Genomic DNA, 18,926 nt, shown 5'->3' with positions numbered 1-18,926 from the left:
TGCCGTAGCCCAGGGGTGGGCGGTCAGTTGTCGTCGCCCGCAGCCGCCTCAGACAGCCCGGCATAGTAGGCGGATAGGTCCGCAATGTCGCTGTCCGACAAGGGCTTTGCCGCTGCGGCCATGAGGTGTGCACGGGGTGTCTCCGGGACCGGACCGTCGCGGTACATAAGCAACCAGTTGTACAGCCAGAAGCCATCCTGACCGGCAATTCTCGGGGTGTCGGCGCGGCGCGGCATCAGCGGGTTCTCCCCGCCCTCGTGACAGGACGCGCAAGACGCGATGTCGTTGTGTTCGTCTCCCTTGCGGGCCAGTTCAGCGCCCCTCTCCGGATCGCCGAAGGGAAGGGGGCGACCGGACCAATTGCCGTCCATTTCCGCGTAAAGCTCCGAAATGCCGTCGATGTTGGATTCGGTCAGTGTGGCGCCGAGCGGCTCCATGAAGCCGCTCTCCCGGCGGCCGTCGTGATAGGCATCCAGCACCAGAGCCAGCCAGTCCCGCGACTGTCCGGCAAGTTTCGGTGCGGTGCCGTCGCGGCCCAGCCCGTCCTCGCCGTGGCAACGGGCGCAGGCCATGTCCTTCGGGATCGCACCGTACAGGCCGGGGAAGCGGATGGCATCGCCGGCATAGGCGGAACCGAGCGCGGATTCTTCGTAGGACGCGCGGTCGAAGTCGTCGTAGGTGCGCAGGAAGGCCGCGATGGCCCACGGCTCCACCTCTCGGCCTTCGCCTGGCCAAGAGGGCATGCCGGAATAGCGGATGCCGTGACGGGCGATCCACCAAAGTTCGCCGTCGGTGAAGTCGAGCCCGTCGAGCTTCGGGGGCGCGGGCATCATCTCGGCCGTGATCGGGTTGCGCGCGATGCCGGGCGCGCCGTGGCAGGTGGCGCAGCCGGTGGCAAAGTGCCCGGCGCCAAGGCGGACAAGTCCCGGATCGTCGAGGTCGATCTGACGGGGGACCTCCTTGTTGCGGGACCGGATGGCGACGGCGTTGCGCATGTACTGGTGCAAGACCTCGCCCACGCCGGGCCAGTGCGGCTGGGAAGCTGCGATTGTGTAGGGGGCGAGCCAGTAGAAGGCGTTGCCAAGCACGACGACCAGACCGGCGGCATAGAGGACCAGGCGTTTCATGCGGGTTCTCCTTCGTCGAGCGCGCGGCCCAGACGGCCCAGTGCCGCGGCGAGGTAGAGCGCGCCGCCAAGACCGGCCATGAGCACCCCGGCGACTTGCTGTTCCTGCAGGGCGGTCAGTCCGAAGTGCCCGGCGCAGATGTCGCCGTAGAGGTCGCGGGGGGCGAGGCCTATCAGAGCGCCGAGTAGCGTCATGTGCATGGTGGTGGCCAGCAGCACCAGCACGCCGCCGAATGGTCCGGCCTGCCGCACCGCGCCCCAAAGCAGCAGCCCCGCACCGAGGAAACTGGCCTGTTCAAGGATCAGCCCCATGGTGTCCAGCCGGGCCCAGAGGTGCATTCCGGGCAGGTGCCACGTCCAGACCACGGCCATGTCGACCACGGAGCCGAGCGCGAGGGCGATGGGGCCGGAGGGGAACGCGGCCGGCAGGCGCGGCGCCCAGAGTAGTGGCACCACCGCGACCACGCCCAGATGCAGGACCATGTGCACGATCATCGACCCCGTCGCAAAGGCGGGCAACGCCAGCCAGAGTACGGTCAGAAGCACAAGCGCTATGGCGCGGCGCATCAGCATGTCTGCATCACCAGCCCGGGGATCACGGTGAAGCCGACCGCCACCGCGGAGAGGATGCACAACAACAGCGACACGTGCCCCATGAAACGTTCGCGCGCGGGGCGGGAATCCTCGGTGATTTCCTCGAAGATGATGAGCGTCCCGCCGTACCGGCGCACCGCGACTAGCGCCAGAAGGCCAATGAGCGCGATGGAGGCCAGCCCGAGTGCCGCGATGATCCAGCGTACATCCAGCAGCGATCCGCCGATCTTGGCGCACCAGATCGCCGCGACCCAGTAGCTGATCAGGAAATGCGCCGCCCAGATCGAGGGTGCGGCGATCACGATCCAAAGCGAACCGTCGTCGATCAGGCGGGGCGCGCGGGGTCTTGTCGGGTGTTTCATCACAGCGCCCCCAGCCAGAGCGGGAAGACCGCCAGCATGGCAAACGTCATGATGACCGTCACCGCGAGGAAGTGGGTGTAGAGCGTCAGGTTGCGCAGGTCTGCCGGGAAGTCAGGGGTGCAGATGCCCGCCCAGATGCGCGCGGCGGTGTAGAGCTGCATGAGCAAACCAAGCGCCACATGCACGGAGAGCCAGAGCAGCAGCGCCCAGATGGTTGCGTCGAAGCTGTGGCGCGTGGGGTCCAGCCCCGCCTGCATCGCGGCCCACGCGAAGGCCGCCATGCCCAGCACGCCCGCCACCGGTGCCGCGATCAGCGCGCCGATGGCCGCGCCCGGTGCGCGCCCCGCCAGTTGTCCGCGCGCAGCGACAGTCAGGCCCCATTGGCCAAGGACGCCCGCGAAGCCGAGCAGCAGCCAGCCGAAGGGCATCGCCTCGGTCGTGGACATGAAGTCGGGCAGCACGGTCCAGAAGAAGAAGTACGAGAACACCAACCCCACAAACGCGGTCATGTCGCCGGTCATGGTGATGAACACGGCCCACCAGCCGACCGACCCTGCGCCTGCCTCGTAGGTGGGCAGGGTCAGCCCGCGCCCGACGTACTTCTCGGTCTTCTCGGGGATGTGCGCGGTGCCGGTCCACAGCCAGTAAAGCGTGACGGCGACAAAGGCTGCACCGGAGATCAGGGCCACGGTCCACCAGTGATAGGTGGCCACGATGAAACTGGTCCCGAGAAAGAGCGCGGCGAACAGCATCAGCCACGACGGCCCCGGCACGCGCTGCACGAACAGCGGGCGTGCGTCGAGGATGTCGGTGACGATCAGTTCGCGCTTGCCTTCTTTAGCATCCGGCAGGAACCACTCGCCCCGGTCAATCTGGTCAAGCAGGCCGGGCTGGTCCCACAGCGGATAGCGCGACTTGATAAGCGGGATCGACCGCACGCCCCACGGCTTGTCGGGGACCTCTGCGCTCCACTCCATGGTGCCAGCGTTCCAGACGTTGCGCTTCACTGGCGCGTGCTTGCCGCGCGGCCAGAGCACGTTGACCGCCAGCACGACGAAGCCCGCCGCGAAGATGAAGCTGCCCACGGTCGACACCATGTTCAGCACCGCCCAGCCGTCTGTCACGTCGTAGGTCCAGACGCGGCGGGGCATCCCCATGACGCCCGTCCAGTGCATCGGCAGGAAGGCGAGGTTGAAGCCGCCGAACATCAGCCAGAAGGACCACTTGCCTGCCTTCTGGTTGGTCTGGCGCTGCGTGACGAAGGGATACCAGTAGTACACCCCGGCAAAGAGCGGGAAGAGCATTCCGCCAATCAGCGTGTAGTGCAGGTGGGCGACGACGAAGTAGCTGTCATGCGCCTGCCAGTCGAAGGGCACCAGCGCGACCATGACGCCCGTCAGGCCGCCGAAGACGAAGATCGCCAGCGCGCCGCCTGCGAAAAGCATAGGCAGGGAGGGGCGCACCTTGGCCACCAGCATCGTCGCGACGAAGCAGAAGATCTGGATGCCGGTTGGCACGGCCACGGCCTCTGACGCGGCAGAGAAGAAGCTGAGCGAGATTTCTGGCAGGCCCACGGTGAACATGTGGTGGACCCATAGACCGAACGACAGGAACGCCACCCCAACCGCCGACAGCACGATCCAGGAATGACCGATCATCGGACGGCTGGCGAAGGTCGGCAGGATCGTCGCGATCAGTGCGATGGAGGGCAGGAAGACGATGTAGACCTCGGGGTGGCCGAAGATCCAGAACAGGTGCTGCCACAGCAGCGGGTCGCCGCCCCGATCCGGGTCGAAGAAGGCCCAGCCGAAGGCGCGTTCCAGTTCAAGCAGCAGGTCGCCCGCGATCAGCGGCGGGAAGGCGAAGAGGATCATGCCGGCCACCACCAGCACGTACCAGCAATAGAGCGGCATCTGGTTCAGGCGCATGCCCGGCGGACGGGACTTCAGTACGCCGACAATCAGCTCCACTGCCGCGGCGATCGACGACACCTCGATGAACGACAGGCCAAGCAGCCAGATGTCCGCGCCGACACCGGAGTATTCGGGGTTCGACGACAGCGGCGCGTACATGAACCAGCCGCCGTCGGGCGCCGCGCCAAAGAAGATCGACCCGCAGACAAACACGCCGCCGATCAGGAAGCACCAGTAGCCGAAAGCGGAGAGGCGCGGGAAGGGCAGGTCCCGCGCGCCGAGGATCTCCGGCAGGACGAGGATGGCCACCGCCTCGAAGATCGGGACGGCAAAGAGGAACATCATCGCCGTGCCATGCAGGGTGAAGACCTGATTGTAGAGGTCCTGCGACAGGAAGTCGTTGCCCGGCACCGCAAGTTGCGTGCGGATCAGAAGGGCCAGCACCCCGGCGAAGCAGAAGAAGGCGAAGGACGTCAGCAGATACCAGAGGCCGACCTCGGAATTGTTGACGTCCGAAAGGTAGCGCCAGCCCTTCGGGCTTTGCCACGTCGTGAGCAGGCGCTCACGCTGCGCTTTGTCACGGGCCTCGTCGTAGGGTTCGGCGGGCGGCAGATCGTCAAGGTCGAAGGCGTCTGATGTCATGGCGGCTTTACTTGAGGCTCATCAGGAAGGAGACGAGCGCGTCGAGGCGGTCGCCGGAAAGATACGGATAGGCGGGCATGTCGATGTCGGGTTTCATGGCGTCGAGATCGGTGATCCAGCGGGCCATGTTCTCGGGGGTCATGTCGTAGATGCCCGCGCCCAGCCGTTCGCGGCTGGCAAGGTGGGTGAGGTCGGGGCCGACCTGCCCCACGGCCTCCGTGCCGCGCAGCGTGTGGCAGGCGCCGCAGCCCTCGTCGAGGAAGACCTCCCAGCCGGGATCGCCCTCCGTGATCCGGGCGGGGGAGGATTCGTTCTGCAGCCAGGCGTCGAAGGCTTCCGGCTCCATCACCACGGCGTCGAAGCGCATCAGGGCGTGCGCGCCGCCGCAGTATTCCGCGCAGAGCCCGCCCCAGCTTCCCAGTTTCGTGGGTGTCAGGGTCAGCTTGGTTTCGCGGCCTGGGATCATGTCCATCTTGCCGCCCATCGCGGGCACCCAGAAGGAATGGATCACGTCGTCCGCGGTCAGGCGGAAGAGCGTCGTCTTTCCCAGCGGCATGCGGATCTCATTGGCGGTGAAGACCTCGCCTTCCGGGGTCTCGTAGATCACGCGCCACCACCAGCGTTCGCCGTCCACCCGGACGGTCAGGTCGCCTTCGTCGGCCACGAGGTCGCGCAGGATGAACAGGCCCCAGATCAACAGGGCGCCGACCACCACTGTGGGCAGGACAGCGCCGCCCCAGATGATGAAGCGGCGAGCCTGCTGTTCGCGGTGCGGCTTGGCCTCGGCGCGGTGGGCAAAGACAGCGGCGCCCACAACCAGCGTCCAGATCAGGGCGGCACCCGCCACGACCGTCCAGAACAGGGGTTCGATGGTCTGCGCTTCCTCGCCCGCAGACGACAGCCAGTTGTGCCGTCCGCTGCAACCGGACAGCAGCAATCCCGCCGTCAGAACTGAAATGCGCCGCAACCCTTCGTCCCATCCCTGCTTTTCTTTTCGAACCAACCGACAAAGCGGCATTCGGTTGCACGACTATTCGGGCAAAGTGCATTTTGGGGCATGACGATCGTAAGCGCCTGAAAGTCCGGGGTCTTCGGACACGCAACCTGGCGGGCCAATCCACGTCTATTTTTCATGCCGAGGGCAATGTGAGCGTTGTCGTCATGGATGGTGTTATGCCGCCTCCGGCCGATACGGTCCGGGCGCAGAGCCGCTGGATCGCGCGCGTCGGTGTGTTCCGGCGAGGCTCCGCCCGAACATCCCGAAGCCTGTGCCTTCATTATAGTGATGGCGATGGTCATCCTGCCATCGTACCGAAAAACTCAGGCGCGGCTGGATCACCGGTACCCATTGTCACGGGTGCGACCTCGCCGCCCCCTGACCCGAAGGCTCAAGGCTGTCCGATACATGGGCGTGTTAGGGTGCCTTCTTCAACCCGCCCAGAATCGCCTTGAGCTGATCCATGGGGATCGGCTTTTGAAGGACGGTTGTGTCTTCGTGGTGGGCGGGTCGTTCGGCGCTGGAGCCCAGGCCCGACATCAAAGCATACACGAGGTCCGGTTGGATCGCCCGCGCCTGATCCACGAAGTCGAATCCATTGCGGCCTCCGGGCAGCGACACGTCCACGAGCGTAAGGGCGACGCGCGGCCCCGCCGTGAGCGCTTCCAACCCGCTGTTCAAGTCCTGAGCCACCAGGGCGTCGTGCCCCAAGACCCGGCAGATCTCGGCCATCAGTCTGGCGAGGTCGGCGTTGTCGTCCACGATCAGGACGCGTTTGTCTGGCATGGAGCAAATCCGGTGAAGTGAGGAGGAATCCGATCAGTCTGGCGCACGCGGACGACGGGCTTTCCGCGCACCGCTAAAACAACCCTGTGAAGTATCTTCGCTTGCATCGACAGATGCAACGGGTGTCACTGGGATCACGTGTCATACGGGACCGCCCCATGTCAAACCTGCTTGTCCGTGTGCTTCTGGCTTCGGCGATTGCCTTGATCTGCAGCTTCCCGGCCGCCGCGCAAGATGTCGCGGAGGAGCGGGTCGTCGTGCCTTGGGCACCGCTGAACGGGGTATATGAACAGACCGAGTCCGGTTTGACCGGCTTCTTCGCGGAACTGGCGCAAGAGATCGGCCGCCGGGCCGGTTTCGAGGTCGACTTTCGGCGTTATCCGACTTACCCGGCGGCGCTGGCCGCACAGGCCGAGGGCGAAACCGACATGCTCGCCGGTGTCATCGATCTGCCGATCATGCGCGGCAGGGTCCTGCTGTCGGAACCGGTGGCCGAGACGGCTGTCTACCTGTTCGTTCTGGGCGAGGCGCGTGCCGACACCAATCTTGACAGCATGGCGGGACGGCGTGTCGGGATCGTGCGCGATGCCGCCGGAAGCGATCTGGCCGACCTCCGGGGACGGGCCGAAGTTGTGACGTTCGACACCGTGTCGTCCGCTTTCGCGGCTCTGCTGGTCGGCCAGGTGGATGGGGTCGTGACGCTGCACAAGGCCGCGGTGGATTTCCTGCGCAAGGCGCGGCTCGACTACCGGATCCGCATCGCCGGAGAGCCGCTGCGCAGCGAACCGCACTACATCGCCTTGTCGCCCGATCGGGCCGACCTGATGCCCCGGATCAACCGTGCCATCGACGACATGCGTGCGGACGGTACTCTGAGCGACCTGCTGCAATGGTGGAACATGATCCCGCCAGAGCCCGCGCCCGGCGTCCTCACCGTCGGCGTCACGCATTTCCCGCCGTACCAGGTGGTCAATGCGGACGGGACCTTTACCGGCTACGGAGTCGAGACGCTGCGCGGGCTGGCGTCGCGTGCGGGTCTGACGCTGCGATACAAGGGTATCACGGTCGAGGAATGGGCGCGGGGACCGGGGCCGGGACGCTATGACCTGCTGCCGCCGATCAGCGTGACCAACGAAAAGCGGCAGACCATGGATTTCTCCATTCCGATCCAGCAGTCGCCCTACGCGATTTTCGTGCGCTACGGCGAAGGCGACGATGTGCAGGGGCTCGACGATCTGGAGGGTCTCCGGGTCGGTGTGCGCGAGAACAACTATGCGGCGCAACTGGCCCGGGATCATGGTGGGCTGATGCTGTCCACGTACCCGGACGAGTCGGGGCTGTTCGAGGGCTTGCTGAGCGAAGAAGTCGACGCCGTGCTCTACGCCAGCGTACCCGCGCGGGAGATATTGTCGCGCGGTGGATTGAGCGGGGACGTCCGCGAGATCATGCCGCCGTTTGACGTTTCGCAGCGGGCTGTGGCGCTGCGTCTCGGCCTGCCCGAGGTGCGGGAGCGGCTCAACGCCGCTATCCCCGGTTACCTGTCGTCCGAGGAGTTCATCGCCCTGCGCGACCGCTGGATGGGCGATCCGGTGTTCTGGACGCCCGCCCGCATCCGTCTGGCAGGTGGCATCGGCATTGCGCTTGCGGTGCTCATCCCGCTCGCTTTCCTCGTGCAGGCCAAGCGGGCGCAGCACCGCCTGCAGACCCAGGCCGACGACCTGCGAAGGGTCTCGGTTCGGCTGCGGGCGATCCTGAACGCCACGCGCGCCGCCATCGTCGGTCTCCGCCGCGACGGGCGCGTCGCCTTCGCCAATCCAGGCGCTGTGGGCATGCTGGGGCTGAATGGCGACGCGTGGCCCGCGGACTGGCCCGGCGAATTGACCTTTGTCGGCGCGGACAACGACTTGCCGTTGCAGTCTTCCGCGGATCCGGTGCAGCGGGCCCGCGCCGGGGCCGAGATCGTTTCGGAACGGGCGGTGCTGCGCACCGGCGAGAGCGACCCGAGGCGCTTTGTGCGTATCTCCAGTTCCCCGGTAGAGGCACCCGCCCAATCCGACCTCTCCACCGTGCTGGTGATCGAGGACGTGACCGAACAGGAGAAGGTGCGCCAGCAGGCGGAACGCGCCGGACGGCTGGATGCTTTGGGTCAATTGACCGGCGGGGTGGCGCATGACTTCAACAACATCCTCGCCACGATCCAATACGCAGCGCAACTGGCCAGCATGTCAGCGGATGAAACACAGAAAGCGTTCCTCGAAAAGGCGCTGGCCTCGGTCGAGCGGGGCAGCCTTTTGACAGGTCGTTTGCTGGCCTTCGCAAAACGTCAACCCGGCGCGCCGGAGGCTGTGTCGGTCACGCGCGTGCTGCGAGAACTGCGGGACCTGGCCGGGCCGCTTCTGGAGACGTCCGTGACGCTAGAGACCGAGTTTCCGGAGCCCGACCTCTGGGTGGTCTGCGATTCATCGCAGCTTGAAAATGCGTTGCTGAACCTCGTCCTGAACAGCAGGGACGCGATCCTCGGGGCGGCGGACAGCGGGCGGATCGTCGTCCGGGCCTGTGCGACAGCCCCGGACGCAGGCGGTTTCGACAGGGTGGAAATCTCGGTGGTGGACGACGGTCCGGGAATGTCGCCGGAGGTGCGCATCCGCGCCACGGACCCGTTCTTCACGACCAAGGGCAGCGACGGCGGCACTGGCCTGGGCCTGTCGATGGTCTACGGTTTCGTCGAGCAGTCGGACGGCGAGATGGACATCCTGAGCACGCCGGACCACGGCGCGACGGTGATCCTCCGGTTGCCAGGCGGCGACATGCCGGACGGGAGCGAGCAGACGTACTCGGAGCAGGTCGAAAGAGGATCTGGCGAATGCGTCCTGATCGTCGAAGACGAGAGCGACCTGCTATTCCTGACCTCGGAGCTGGTGAAGTCGCTGGGTTACCGCGTCCTCACTGCGGCCACGGGGCGGGCGGCGCTCGATCTGGTCGATGCCGATCCCGACTGTTTCGATATTCTCCTGACCGATGTGGTCATGCCGGGAGGAATCGGCGGCTTCGACCTCGTGCGCAGGATACGGGACGTGCGGCCGGACGTGGCCATCGTCTACATGTCCGGCTACACCGGCATCACGCGCGAGAACATGGGCAACGTTTCGGCCCCGCTGGTCCGCAAACCTTGCCGCCCTGCAGAACTGTCGCGCGTCCTGCGCCGCGCGCTTCGGAGCGCGCAGCACAAGTCGCTCCCCTAACCTGCTGTCATGGATGGTGGGCATCCGGCCACGTGCGGCGGACCCTTCCTTTTCAGCAAACAGATGCAACGTGCTATTTTTCGAGTTGCCGCATGCAGGTGCGCACCTTACCCAGCCTTACTTTACGTCACCTTTCGGCTGTTAAGAAAATATCTCTTTGGTCTAAATTCAATCCGGCAGGCGGCCGTCTTATGGACCAATGAAACGTGCTGCGAGCATCGAATCCAGAAGGCTTCAGCGCCCCACGTCGTCTTTTCCAGCCGGACTGCGGTCAGCCGGCATTCGGTGTGCCCGGCGGCTGGTCGTCAGAAACAGTTGCGGGTTTCCGCAAGTGAAGCCTGCGTTCTGCCAAGTTTCCATGTTCCGCGCGCAGGATGCTATCCTTTCGGAGAGGTCCCGATGCCGCGATGCCTCATTTTTTGCCGCCGGACGCCTGAAAGGTCTCCCGAAACCTCGGGATTGCGTTTTTGCATCCTTGTTAGGAGCCGACATATTTTGTAGCAAAAACGAAATTTCAAGGTTGGATGCAATATGTCCTCGCTTTCGGGTATGGCCAAGCTGCGTGCAGCGCTTTGGCAAATGGAAAAAGACGCCGGTCTCGCCGATCTGTCTCGGAACGAGCGCGATCTGCTGTACGCTTTTCACTCGGTTGCGGCCGTCACGGGCGGGGGCGAGGTGAGCTCGGAACAGGTCAGGACCGACGGTGTCGTCTGCGACATGAAACATGCGACGTTCCACAGGTCGCTCAAGCGGTTGCTCGAACTGGGCTACATCGAGGTGGCCCCGGAGAGAAAGACCAAGGTCTACATCCTGACAGGCAGGCCAATGGGCGTCTGACACAAGGAAACGCACACGGGTCGGTGTCATGCCGTGCCCGCCGCGCGCCCCCTTGACGATGCCGCCTCGGGCAGGAACAACGAGTGGACGCCGTGCGTCCGTTCAGGGCCGGTCCCGAGGAGTGACACATGAAATTCCGCTTTCCCATCGTCATCATCGACGAGGATTTCCGATCCGAAAACACATCCGGCCTTGGCATCCGCGCCCTGGCTCAGGCCATCGAAAGCGAAGGGTTCGAGGTGCTCGGCGTCACCAGCTATGGCGACCTGAGCCAGTTTGCCCAGCAGCAAAGCCGCGCGTCGGCTTTCGTGCTGTCCATCGATGACGAGGAATTCAGCCCCGGGCCGGACCTCGACCCGGCGGTGCTGAACCTGAAGAACTTCATCGATGAAGTGCGCTGGAAGAACGCCGACGTGCCGATCTACGTCTACGGCGAGACCAAGACCAGCCGCCATCTGCCGAACGGCATCCTGCGCGAGCTGCACGGCTTCATCCACATGTTCGAGGACACGCCGGAGTTCGTGGCCAAGCACATCATCCGCGAAGCGAAAAGCTACCTCGAGTACATCCAGCCGCCGTTCTTCAAGGAGCTGCTGGATTACGCGGAGGACGGGTCCTATTCGTGGCACTGCCCGGGGCATTCGGGCGGCGTGGCTTTCCTCAAGTCGCCCATCGGGCAGATGTACCACCAGTTCTACGGCGAGAACATGCTGCGGGCCGACGTGTGCAACGCGGTTGAGGAACTTGGCCAGTTGCTGGACCACAATGGCGCCATCGGCGAGTCGGAGAAGAACGCGGCGCGTATCTTCAACGCGGATCACTGCTTCTTCGTGACCAACGGGACCAGCACGTCGAACAAAATGGTCTGGCACCATACCGTGGCGCCGGGCGACGTGGTGGTGGTCGACCGCAACTGCCACAAGTCGATCCTGCATTCGATCATCATGACGGGCGCGATCCCGGTTTTCCTGAAGCCCACCCGCAACCACTGGGGAATCATCGGTCCGATCCAGCGCTCGGAGTTCGAGCCCGAGGCGATCAAGGCCAAGATCCGCGCCAACCCGCTGCTGGAAGGCGTCGACCCGGAGACGGTCCAGCCGCGCATCCTGACGCTGACCCAATCGACCTATGACGGCGTGCTCTACAACACCGAGGTCATCAAGGGGATGCTGGACGGCTGGATCGAGAACCTGCATTTCGACGAAGCCTGGCTGCCGCACGCCGCCTTCCATCCGTTCTACGGCACCTATCACGCCATGGGCCGCAAGCGGGAGCGGAGCAAGAAATCAGTCACCTACGTCACGCAATCGGTGCACAAACTGCTGGCCGGGATTTCTCAGGCAAGCCACGTCCTGGTGCAGGACAGCGAAGAGACGAAGCTGGACAGGCACCTGTTCAACGAGGCGTACCTGATGCACACCTCGACCTCGCCGCAATATTCGATCATCGCGTCCTGTGACGTGGCCGCCGCGATGATGGAGCCTCCGGGCGGCACGGCGCTGGTAGAGGAAAGCCTTGACGAGGCGCTGGATTTCCGCCGCGCGATGCGCAAGGTCGACGAGGAATTCGGCAACGACTGGTGGTTCCAGGTCTGGGGGCCTGACACGCTGGCCGAGGAAGGCATCGGTCGCGCCAAGGACTGGGAGCTGAAGAAGACCGACAGCGAAGGCGTCGAAAGCTCGGGCGAGGACGCGTGGCACGGGTTTGGCGACATGGCCCGCGGGTTCAACATGCTGGACCCGATCAAGGCGACGATCATCACGCCGGGCCTGGACATCGACGGGCTGTTCTCGGACGAGGGCATCCCGGCCTCCATCGTGTCGAAGTACCTGACGGAGCATGGCGTGGTGGTCGAGAAGACCGGGCTTTATTCCTTCTTCATCATGTTCACCATCGGCATCACCAAGGGCCGGTGGAACACGCTTCTGGCGGCGTTGCAGCAGTTCAAGGACGACTACGACCGGAACAACCCGCTGTGGCGCGTCATGCCGGAGTTCTGCGCCGCGCAGCGCCGGTACGAGAAGATGGGCCTGAAGGATCTCTGCCAACATGTGCACACGATGTATGCGAAGTACGACGTTGCCCGCCTGTCGACGGAAATCTACCTGTCAGACCACCACCCCGCGATGACCCCGTCCGAGGCGTTCTCGCACATCGCGCGCCGCACGACCCAGCGCGTGCCGATCGACGAACTCGAAGGACGCGTGACCACGTCACTGGTGACGCCGTATCCGCCGGGCATCCCGCTCCTGATCCCGGGCGAGGTCTTCAATGCGAAGATCGTGGATTACCTGCGCTTCAACCGCGAGTTCGCGCGAGAATGCCCGGGCTTCGAGACCGACATTCATGGGCTGGTGCAGGAAGTGGGCGAAGGTGGTGTCGTCCATTACTTCGCGGATTGTGTCGCCTGACAGGCTATTGCGGCGGATGCCGTGCCAGCAATTCGACGCCCGCTCCGGCAGGAGCGGGCGTTTTGCATCGCACTGGAACTACGGGGCGCGGGACAGCAGCGTGCCGCAGGGCGTGGTGCCCGGGGCGTCGGGACGATAGGCGAGTTTGCCGTTCAGGTAGACTGACACGATCCCTTCGGCGGGCCGGGCCGGGTCTTCGAAGCTGGCGGCATCGCGGATCAGGGCAGGGTCGAACAGCACCAGATCGGCGGCGGCCCCTTCGGTGATCCGTCCGCGGTCGTGCAGTCCAAGCACAGCCGCCGTCTGCCCGGTCATCTTGGCGATTGCCGTCGACAGGTTGAGCAGCGACCGTTCGCGCACATAGTGGCCAAGAACCCGCGGGAACGCTCCCCAAAGCCGGGGATGCGGCCTGCGGTCACGCGGCAACCCGTCGGACCCCACCAGCGACGGGGGCCATGCCAGAATGCGCTCAAGGTCTCCGTCATCCATCTGGTGATAGATCGCGCCGCCCGGGCGCAGCCGGTCGAGCGCTTCCATCTCCGGAATGCCCCAGATTTCCGCGATTTCGCTCAGGTCGCGACCTGCCATCTCGGGATGCGGATCCGACCAGCTTACGGTTACCCTGCGGCTGTCCCGTGCGAAGCTTTCGATAAGCACAGTGGAGCTGGCTGTGTAGGGATAGACGTCGATGTCCAGCGTGATATCCCGCCGGGCGTCCTCGATCATCGCCAGTGTCGTCCGGGACAGGCCGAACGCAGCTTCGCCACAGCATTTGTGGTGTGAAATCAGCGTGCGCGCGCCGCTGCGGCGGGCGATGTCGATGGTCTCGGCCACGGCGGACACGACCCCGGTCCGTTCGTCGCGCATATGCGTTGTCCAGAGCGCGCCTGCAGTGGCGACCTCGCGCACCAAGGCCAGCACTTCTTCGGTCGTGGCGGCTTTGGCGGGCGGGTAGGCGAGGCCGGTCGACAAGCCTGCAGCCCCCTGATCCAGCGCGGCGACAAGGTCTTGCCGCATGGCCGCGACCTCCTCTTCGGTGGCGGGCCCGCTCAAGTCGTCCACCGCCCGCGCGCGCAGCACCGTGTGGCCGACCAGCGGAACGACGTTCAACGCGGGACCAATGCCGCGGACGGCAGAGAGGAAGTCGCCGAAGGTTGCATAGCGATACTCGTCCTTCGTCGCGATCAGGTCCAGCGGCGGCACGACGGTATCCCGCCGCCCGAGCGGGGTCGGCCCGAGGCTGATCCCGCAATTGCCAGTCACGACAGTGGTGACGCCCTGGCTCAGTTTCGGCAGGCTGGTGTCCAGCGACATGGCGGCCAGATCGTCGTGGGTGTGAACGTCGATGAAGCCCGGCGCCAAGGCCAGCCCGTCGGCCTGCACCTCGTCGTGGGCGGACAGTGTCAGCGCGGCGCCGACCGCCACGATCCGGTCTTCGGCAACGGCAACGTCGCATGTGACAGGCGCTGCGCCAGTCCCGTCGAAAACGGAAGCGCCACGGATGAGAAGATCGCATTCGTAATCGCCCCTCATGACGGGTCCCCCTGTATCCAGGTGATCGTTTGGCCGCCGCGCGTTTGGGTCACGGTGCCGTTGCGGAGGATGCAATACGCCTCCTGAATGACCTTGCCGACGACGCGGCCGCCGGCGACGACGGGATCGCCCCGGCGGACCGGGCAGCCTTCCCAGGCCGGTCTTCTCCATTCGGAAGCTGCCGCTTCGAACCCAAGTATTGCGCCGGTGTCCGGGTCGGTCAGCAGCGCACGTTCGGCAGCGCCATCACAGACGGTCAACCCGATTGCCGTGCCAGATCCGGTCCATGCGTCCTTTGGCGCCAGCGTGTCGCGGATCGCCGAGACGGCAAGGTCCGCCAACGCCTCGTGCGGGAGGATCGAATTGTGCATCACCGCGACGGACATGCCCGGTTCGACCACCAAAGCTTGTCCGATGTCGTCCCGCGCCGCGACGGAGGCGGAGTTTGCCAGCGCGATCTCTCCGTCGAGCGTCAAGGCGATCAGTCCGGCGTCGAGCCCTGGCGCGTCGCCGAGGGCGCGGTTGATCGCCTCGGCGGCGGACAGCCCGTTGCGCAGGGCCTGCAGTGCCACGAGGTTCGGCGGCGTTCCGGCGGGGCCGGGCATGTTGGGCAGGCGGTGACCGGTCATCAACCCTGTGTCGGCCGCCGCCGGAGTGAACTGGGACAACGGTTCGGGGCGGTCGGGGCCAGAGGACATGAGCACGGCCAGGCGCGCCGCCGCGAGCCTCGTCAGATCGGGGTCTGCCAACATGGCCCGAGCGCCGCCCTTCTGGACACCCAGGTTTTGCACCTCGCCGCCGGGTGTGATGATCGACAGGCTGACGAAGCCCCCTATCGCCCCACGACCGACGGCTTCGACCGCTTCGAGACCCGCGAGCGCCGCACGGGCGGCGCCGGGGGCATGTACTGCAATTCCAATAGTCAACTGGCCACCATGTGTTGGGGAGCGATTTCTGTCAGCGGCCCCATGGGCAACTGATCGGCGTCGAGCGACGGCAGGGCGCCGCGTGTGCGGGTCGGATCGGGCACCGGCACGGCGGCCAGCAAAGCCTTGGTGTAGGCGTGGCGCGGATCGTTCAGCACCGCTTGCCGTGGCCCGATCTCCACGATGCGGCCACGGCGCATGACCGCGACGCGGTGCGCGACCTCTTCGACCACGGCCATGTCGTGGCTGATGAAGAGATAGGCGAGGCCGAGGCTTTGCTGAAGTTCCAGCATAAGTTCCAGCACCTGAGCCTGCACGCTGACATCGAGCGCAGAGGTCGGCTCGTCCGCGACGATCAGCTTCGGGTTTACCGATAGCGCCCGTGCGATGGACAGGCGCTGGCGCTGGCCGCCAGAGAATTCGTGCGGGAAACGGCGCATGTGGTCGGCTTCCAGCCCCACCCGAAGGAACAGTTGCTCGGTGCGGTCCTGCAGGTCCTTGCCGCTCGCCAACCCGTGGATCACCATTGGTTCCGCCACCAGACGCCCGGCGCTGAGGCGCGAGTTGAGCGAGGCGAACGGGTCCTGGAAGATCATCTGCATCTCGCGTCGCGCCTTGCGGACGGCCTTGCCCGACAGCTTGCGCATGTCGGTGCCGCCGATTTCGATAACGCCTTCGTCCAGGTCGAGCAGCCTGAGCACGGCACGCCCGGTTGTCGATTTACCGGAACCGCTTTCGCCCACAAGCGCCAGCGTTTCGCCGGCGGCGAGGTCGAAACCCACGTCCTGCATCGCCGCCGTGCCACCGGCCTTCGCAGCGAACAGCCCGCGTTCGCGGAAGGTTTTGGACATGCCATACGTGTGCAGCAGACGGTCGCCGGGGCGGGCCGGGCTGTCCACCACCTGCCGGGGCTCCGCCGCCGCCGCATGGGCACCAAGCCGCGGCACGGCGGCCAGCAGCGCCTTGGTGTAATCGTGTTGCGGCGCCTCGAAGATTTCGCGGACGGTGCCTTCCTCGATCTTCCGGCCCTTGCGCATGACGACGACGCGGTCGGCCATCTCGGCCACCACGCCCATGTCATGGGTGATGAGGATGATCGACGTGCCGAACCGGGTCTTCAGGTCACGCATGAGGTCGAGGATCTGCGCCTGTACGGTCACGTCCAGCGCCGTCGTCGGTTCATCTGCCAGCAGGATGGCCGGGTCTGAGGCCATGGCCATGGCGATCATCACCCGCTGTCGCATGCCGCCCGACAGTTCGTGCGGGAATTGCCGCATCCGCCGGTCGGGTTTGTCGAGCCCGACGAGGGTCAGCATCGCGCGGCCACGTGCGGCAGCCTCGGAGCGGGACATGCCCTTGTGCTCGATCAGTGCTTCGGTCAGTTGCTGGCCGATGCGCAGGACCGGCGTGAGCGACGTCATCGGTTCCTGAAAGATCATCGTCACCCGGTCGCCCCGGATCCCGCGCAACTGCTCGTCAGTGAGGGTCAGAAGATCACGCCCGTCGAATGTGGCCGTGCCGGTTTCGACGTTTGCCGACCCCGGCGGCAGCAGGCCGAGCAGCGCCATGGAGGACACGCTTTTCCCCGATCCGCTTTCTCCGACGATGGCCAGCGTTTCGCCGGGGTTGAGGTCGTAGCTCAGGTCCTGCACCGCGACGTTGCGGTTGCGACCCTTGCCGAAGGAGATGGTCAGCCCGTTGACCGACAGGAGGGGGGCGTCGGTGTCTGATGTCATCGTTCTGTCTGCCTCGGGTCGAGGGCCTCGCGGATGCCGTCGCCCAAGAGGTTGAAGCCCAGGACGGTGATGGCGATGGCGAGGCCGGGAAAGATCATCATCCACGGCGCGCGGGAAATCAGGTCGCGTGACGAGGACAGCATGAAACCCCATTCTGGCTGCGGCGGCTGCGCGCCGAGGCCGAGGAAGGACAGTCCGGCGGCGGCGAGTATCGCGGTCGAGACACCGAGCGTGCCGATCACGATCAGGGTCGGCACCACGTTGGGCAGCAGGTGAAGGAAGATCAGACGCAAGTGCCCGGCGCCGGCCGCGACCGCAGCTTCGAAGTAGGGTTTGCCCTTTTCCACCAGCACGACGGAGTGCGTCACGCGGGCGTAGAAGGGGATCGACGCGATGCCGATTGCGATCATCGCGTTGGTCAGACCCACGCCGAAGATGGCGAGGCAGGCCAGGGCGATCACGATCTCGGTGAAGGAGAACAGCACGTCCACCAGCCGCATCAGCACGCGCTCGGTCCAGCCGGAGGAGTAGCCCGCGACAAGCCCCAGAAGCAGGCCGGCGGTCAGCGAGATGCCCACGGCGATCACTCCGATCTGCAGCGTTAGACGCGCGCCGTAGATGATCCGGCTCAGTACGTCGCGACCGAAGTCGTCGGTGCCCATGAGGTGATCCAGCGACGGCGGCTGAAGCCTCGGCCCCGCCGCCATGCGCAGTGGATCGAATGGCGCGATCATAGGGGCGGTCAGGGCGGCCACGATCAGTACCGCCACGATCACGAGGCCGATAAGGCCCGATGGGCTGGCCACCAGCGCCCGCCAGAAGCTTCGCTTGCGCGGAGCGGATTCGGTAGCCAGATCGTCCGCCAGTTCGGCGGTGGAGGATGAGTGGATCATCACGAATACCGGATGCGGGGGTCAAGGAAGGCATAGGCGATGTCGATCACCACCGACGCCAGTGCGACCACGGTTGCAAAGAAGAGGATGAAACCCTGGATGAGCGGGTAGTCCCGCGACAGCACGGCCTCGATGGCAAGACGCCCGACGCCGTTCCAGGCAAAGACGTTCTCGATCACGATGGCGCCGCCCATCAGGTAGGCGAACTGCAGGCCAAGCATCGACACCACCGGAACGAGGCCGGAGCGCAGCGCGTGGCGGTAAAGCACGATGGACCGTGGCAGCCCCTTGGCGCGGGCGGTGCGGATGAAGTCCTGATCGAAGATGTCGATCATGGCGGACCGTGTCAGGCGGGCCAGCACGGCGGCATTGGCAAGGCCCAGCGTGAGGGCAGGCAGGATCAGGCTGCGCCAGTCTCCGCCCGCCACGGGCAGCCATTGCAGTTGCAGCGCGAAGAGGAAAAGCAGGAGCAGCCCCAGCCAGAAGTGTGGCATGGACACACCCACGATGGCGATGACCATCGCCCCCACGTCAAACCATGTGCCGCGCTTGTAGGCGGCCAGGAAGCCAAGGCTCATGCCCACCACGATGGCAATGGCAAGGCTGGACACGGTCAGCGCCAGCGTCGCCGGAAAGCGCGTCAGGAGCACGTCGAGCACCGGCTGGTCGCCGACGATGGAGCGGCCCAGATCGCCGTGCAGCAACCTTTCGAGGTACATGAAATACTGCGTCCAGATCGGCTGATCGAGGCCAAGCCTGACGCGGATCGCCTCCAGCTCCTCGGGCGTGGTCTGGAAGCTGCCGTACATGATCCGCACCGGATCGCCGGGCACGAGGTGGATGAGGATCGTCACCGCGATGGTCGCGATCCAGATCGTCACGAGCGCGGCAAGCAAACGCTGGAGGATGAACTTGCCCATGGGCGGTC

At 65.4% G+C, this 18,926-nt stretch carries 15 protein-coding genes; 3 read left to right on the top strand and 12 right to left on the bottom strand.

Going from position 1 to position 18,926, the window contains the following annotated elements; translation table 11 throughout:
• Positions 1 to 23 precede the first annotated feature (23 nt).
• The 7 genes from ABFK29_RS20875 to ABFK29_RS20845 all read right to left on the bottom strand — a co-directional run bounded on the left by ABFK29_RS20875 (position 24) and on the right by ABFK29_RS20845 (position 6,420).
• Complete coding sequence (locus ABFK29_RS20875) at positions 24 to 1,127, bottom strand: c-type cytochrome (RefSeq protein WP_005862522.1); 1,104 nt, start codon at positions 1,125 to 1,127, stop codon at positions 24 to 26.
• The gene (locus ABFK29_RS20870) at positions 1,124 to 1,693 is read right to left on the bottom strand and encodes a cytochrome c oxidase assembly protein (protein ID WP_040605025.1); all 570 of its coding nucleotides are present in this window, start codon (positions 1,691 to 1,693) and stop codon (positions 1,124 to 1,126) included. Before ABFK29_RS20870 ends, ABFK29_RS20875 begins: the two co-directional genes overlap by 4 nt.
• A complete protein-coding gene (locus ABFK29_RS20865; RefSeq protein WP_005862518.1) occupies positions 1,693 to 2,082 on the bottom strand; it encodes a hypothetical protein in 390 nt (129 codons plus the stop codon). The genes ABFK29_RS20870 and ABFK29_RS20865 overlap by 1 nt, the downstream gene beginning before the upstream one ends.
• Positions 2,082 to 4,637, bottom strand: a complete 2,556-nt coding sequence (gene ctaD, locus ABFK29_RS20860; protein WP_005862516.1) for a cytochrome c oxidase subunit I — start codon at positions 4,635 to 4,637, stop codon at positions 2,082 to 2,084. Before ctaD ends, ABFK29_RS20865 begins: the two co-directional genes overlap by 1 nt.
• Before the next feature lie 7 nt (positions 4,638 to 4,644).
• Positions 4,645 to 5,604 (bottom strand): cytochrome c oxidase subunit II, encoded by a 960-nt coding sequence (gene coxB / locus ABFK29_RS20855; RefSeq protein ID WP_040605009.1) that lies wholly within the window; start codon positions 5,602 to 5,604, stop codon positions 4,645 to 4,647.
• Positions 5,583 to 5,936 (bottom strand): hypothetical protein, encoded by a 354-nt coding sequence (locus tag ABFK29_RS20850; protein WP_198135753.1) that lies wholly within the window; start codon positions 5,934 to 5,936, stop codon positions 5,583 to 5,585. The genes coxB and ABFK29_RS20850 overlap by 22 nt, the downstream gene beginning before the upstream one ends.
• Before the next feature lie 115 nt (positions 5,937 to 6,051).
• A complete protein-coding gene (locus ABFK29_RS20845; protein WP_005862513.1) occupies positions 6,052 to 6,420 on the bottom strand; it encodes a response regulator in 369 nt (122 codons plus the stop codon).
• A 158-nt stretch (positions 6,421 to 6,578) separates the two neighbouring features.
• On the opposite strand from ABFK29_RS20845, the gene ABFK29_RS20840 reads away from it, so the two are divergent.
• The 3 genes from ABFK29_RS20840 (at position 6,579) to ABFK29_RS20830 (ending at position 12,910) form a co-directional block, all read left to right on the top strand.
• Positions 6,579 to 9,662, top strand: coding sequence for a transporter substrate-binding domain-containing protein (locus tag ABFK29_RS20840; RefSeq protein WP_005862511.1), 3,084 nt, complete (start codon positions 6,579 to 6,581; stop codon positions 9,660 to 9,662).
• Positions 9,663 to 10,193: 531 nt separating this feature from the next.
• A complete protein-coding gene (locus tag ABFK29_RS20835; protein WP_005862509.1) occupies positions 10,194 to 10,499 on the top strand; it encodes a hypothetical protein in 306 nt (101 codons plus the stop codon).
• A gap of 128 nt (positions 10,500 to 10,627) precedes the next feature.
• Positions 10,628 to 12,910: an arginine/lysine/ornithine decarboxylase gene (locus tag ABFK29_RS20830; protein WP_005862507.1), complete on the top strand. Its 2,283-nt coding sequence runs from the start codon at positions 10,628 to 10,630 to the stop codon at positions 12,908 to 12,910.
• Between the two features lie 78 nt (positions 12,911 to 12,988).
• Here ABFK29_RS20830 and ABFK29_RS20825 read toward each other — a convergent pair whose 3' ends face one another.
• The 5 genes from ABFK29_RS20825 to ABFK29_RS20805 are packed head-to-tail and all read right to left on the bottom strand — an operon-like array spanning position 12,989 to position 18,918.
• Positions 12,989 to 14,443: an N-acyl-D-amino-acid deacylase family protein gene (locus ABFK29_RS20825; RefSeq protein ID WP_005862505.1), complete on the bottom strand. Its 1,455-nt coding sequence runs from the start codon at positions 14,441 to 14,443 to the stop codon at positions 12,989 to 12,991.
• Positions 14,440 to 15,369 (bottom strand): DUF6963 family protein, encoded by a 930-nt coding sequence (locus tag ABFK29_RS20820; protein WP_005862503.1) that lies wholly within the window; start codon positions 15,367 to 15,369, stop codon positions 14,440 to 14,442. Before ABFK29_RS20820 ends, ABFK29_RS20825 begins: the two co-directional genes overlap by 4 nt.
• On the bottom strand, positions 15,366 to 17,105 hold the full coding sequence (locus ABFK29_RS20815; protein ID WP_005862501.1) for an ABC transporter ATP-binding protein: 1,740 nt from the start codon (positions 17,103 to 17,105) through the stop codon (positions 15,366 to 15,368). Before ABFK29_RS20815 ends, ABFK29_RS20820 begins: the two co-directional genes overlap by 4 nt.
• A complete protein-coding gene (gene nikC, locus ABFK29_RS20810) occupies positions 17,102 to 17,998 on the bottom strand; it encodes a nickel transporter permease (protein WP_005862499.1) in 897 nt (298 codons plus the stop codon). The genes ABFK29_RS20815 and nikC overlap by 4 nt, the downstream gene beginning before the upstream one ends.
• Entirely contained in the window at positions 17,998 to 18,918 is a 921-nt protein-coding gene (locus ABFK29_RS20805) for an ABC transporter permease (RefSeq protein WP_005862497.1), read from the bottom strand. Before ABFK29_RS20805 ends, nikC begins: the two co-directional genes overlap by 1 nt.
• Between the last annotated feature and the right edge of the window lie 8 nt (positions 18,919 to 18,926).

It is taken from the genome of Sagittula stellata E-37 (genome assembly GCF_039724765.1).
Classification (GTDB): domain Bacteria; phylum Pseudomonadota; class Alphaproteobacteria; order Rhodobacterales; family Rhodobacteraceae; genus Sagittula; species Sagittula stellata.
This window is presented reverse-complemented; position numbering and strand designations above follow the sequence as displayed.

Bases quoted from the DNA above. Each gene is read 5' to 3' on its own strand.
- ABFK29_RS20875 (WP_005862522.1), bottom strand. From the start codon at position 1,127: ATGAAACGCCTGGTCCTCTATGCCGCCGGTCTGGTCGTCGTGCTTGGC.
- ABFK29_RS20870 (WP_040605025.1), bottom strand. From the start codon at position 1,693: ATGCGCCGCGCCATAGCGCTTGTGCTTCTGACCGTACTCTGGCTGGCG.
- ABFK29_RS20865 (WP_005862518.1), bottom strand. From the start codon at position 2,082: ATGAAACACCCGACAAGACCCCGCGCGCCCCGCCTGATCGACGACGGT.
- ctaD (WP_005862516.1), bottom strand. From the start codon at position 4,637: ATGACATCAGACGCCTTCGACCTTGACGATCTGCCGCCCGCCGAACCC.
- ABFK29_RS20850 (WP_198135753.1), bottom strand. From the start codon at position 5,936: ATGACCATCGCCATCACTATAATGAAGGCACAGGCTTCGGGATGTTCG.
- ABFK29_RS20845 (WP_005862513.1), bottom strand. From the start codon at position 6,420: ATGCCAGACAAACGCGTCCTGATCGTGGACGACAACGCCGACCTCGCC.
- ABFK29_RS20840 (WP_005862511.1), top strand. From the start codon at position 6,579: ATGTCAAACCTGCTTGTCCGTGTGCTTCTGGCTTCGGCGATTGCCTTG.
- ABFK29_RS20835 (WP_005862509.1), top strand. From the start codon at position 10,194: ATGTCCTCGCTTTCGGGTATGGCCAAGCTGCGTGCAGCGCTTTGGCAA.
- ABFK29_RS20830 (WP_005862507.1), top strand. From the start codon at position 10,628: ATGAAATTCCGCTTTCCCATCGTCATCATCGACGAGGATTTCCGATCC.
- ABFK29_RS20825 (WP_005862505.1), bottom strand. From the start codon at position 14,443: ATGAGGGGCGATTACGAATGCGATCTTCTCATCCGTGGCGCTTCCGTT.
- ABFK29_RS20815 (WP_005862501.1), bottom strand. From the start codon at position 17,105: ATGACATCAGACACCGACGCCCCCCTCCTGTCGGTCAACGGGCTGACC.
- nikC (WP_005862499.1), bottom strand. From the start codon at position 17,998: ATGATCCACTCATCCTCCACCGCCGAACTGGCGGACGATCTGGCTACC.
- ABFK29_RS20805 (WP_005862497.1), bottom strand. From the start codon at position 18,918: ATGGGCAAGTTCATCCTCCAGCGTTTGCTTGCCGCGCTCGTGACGATC.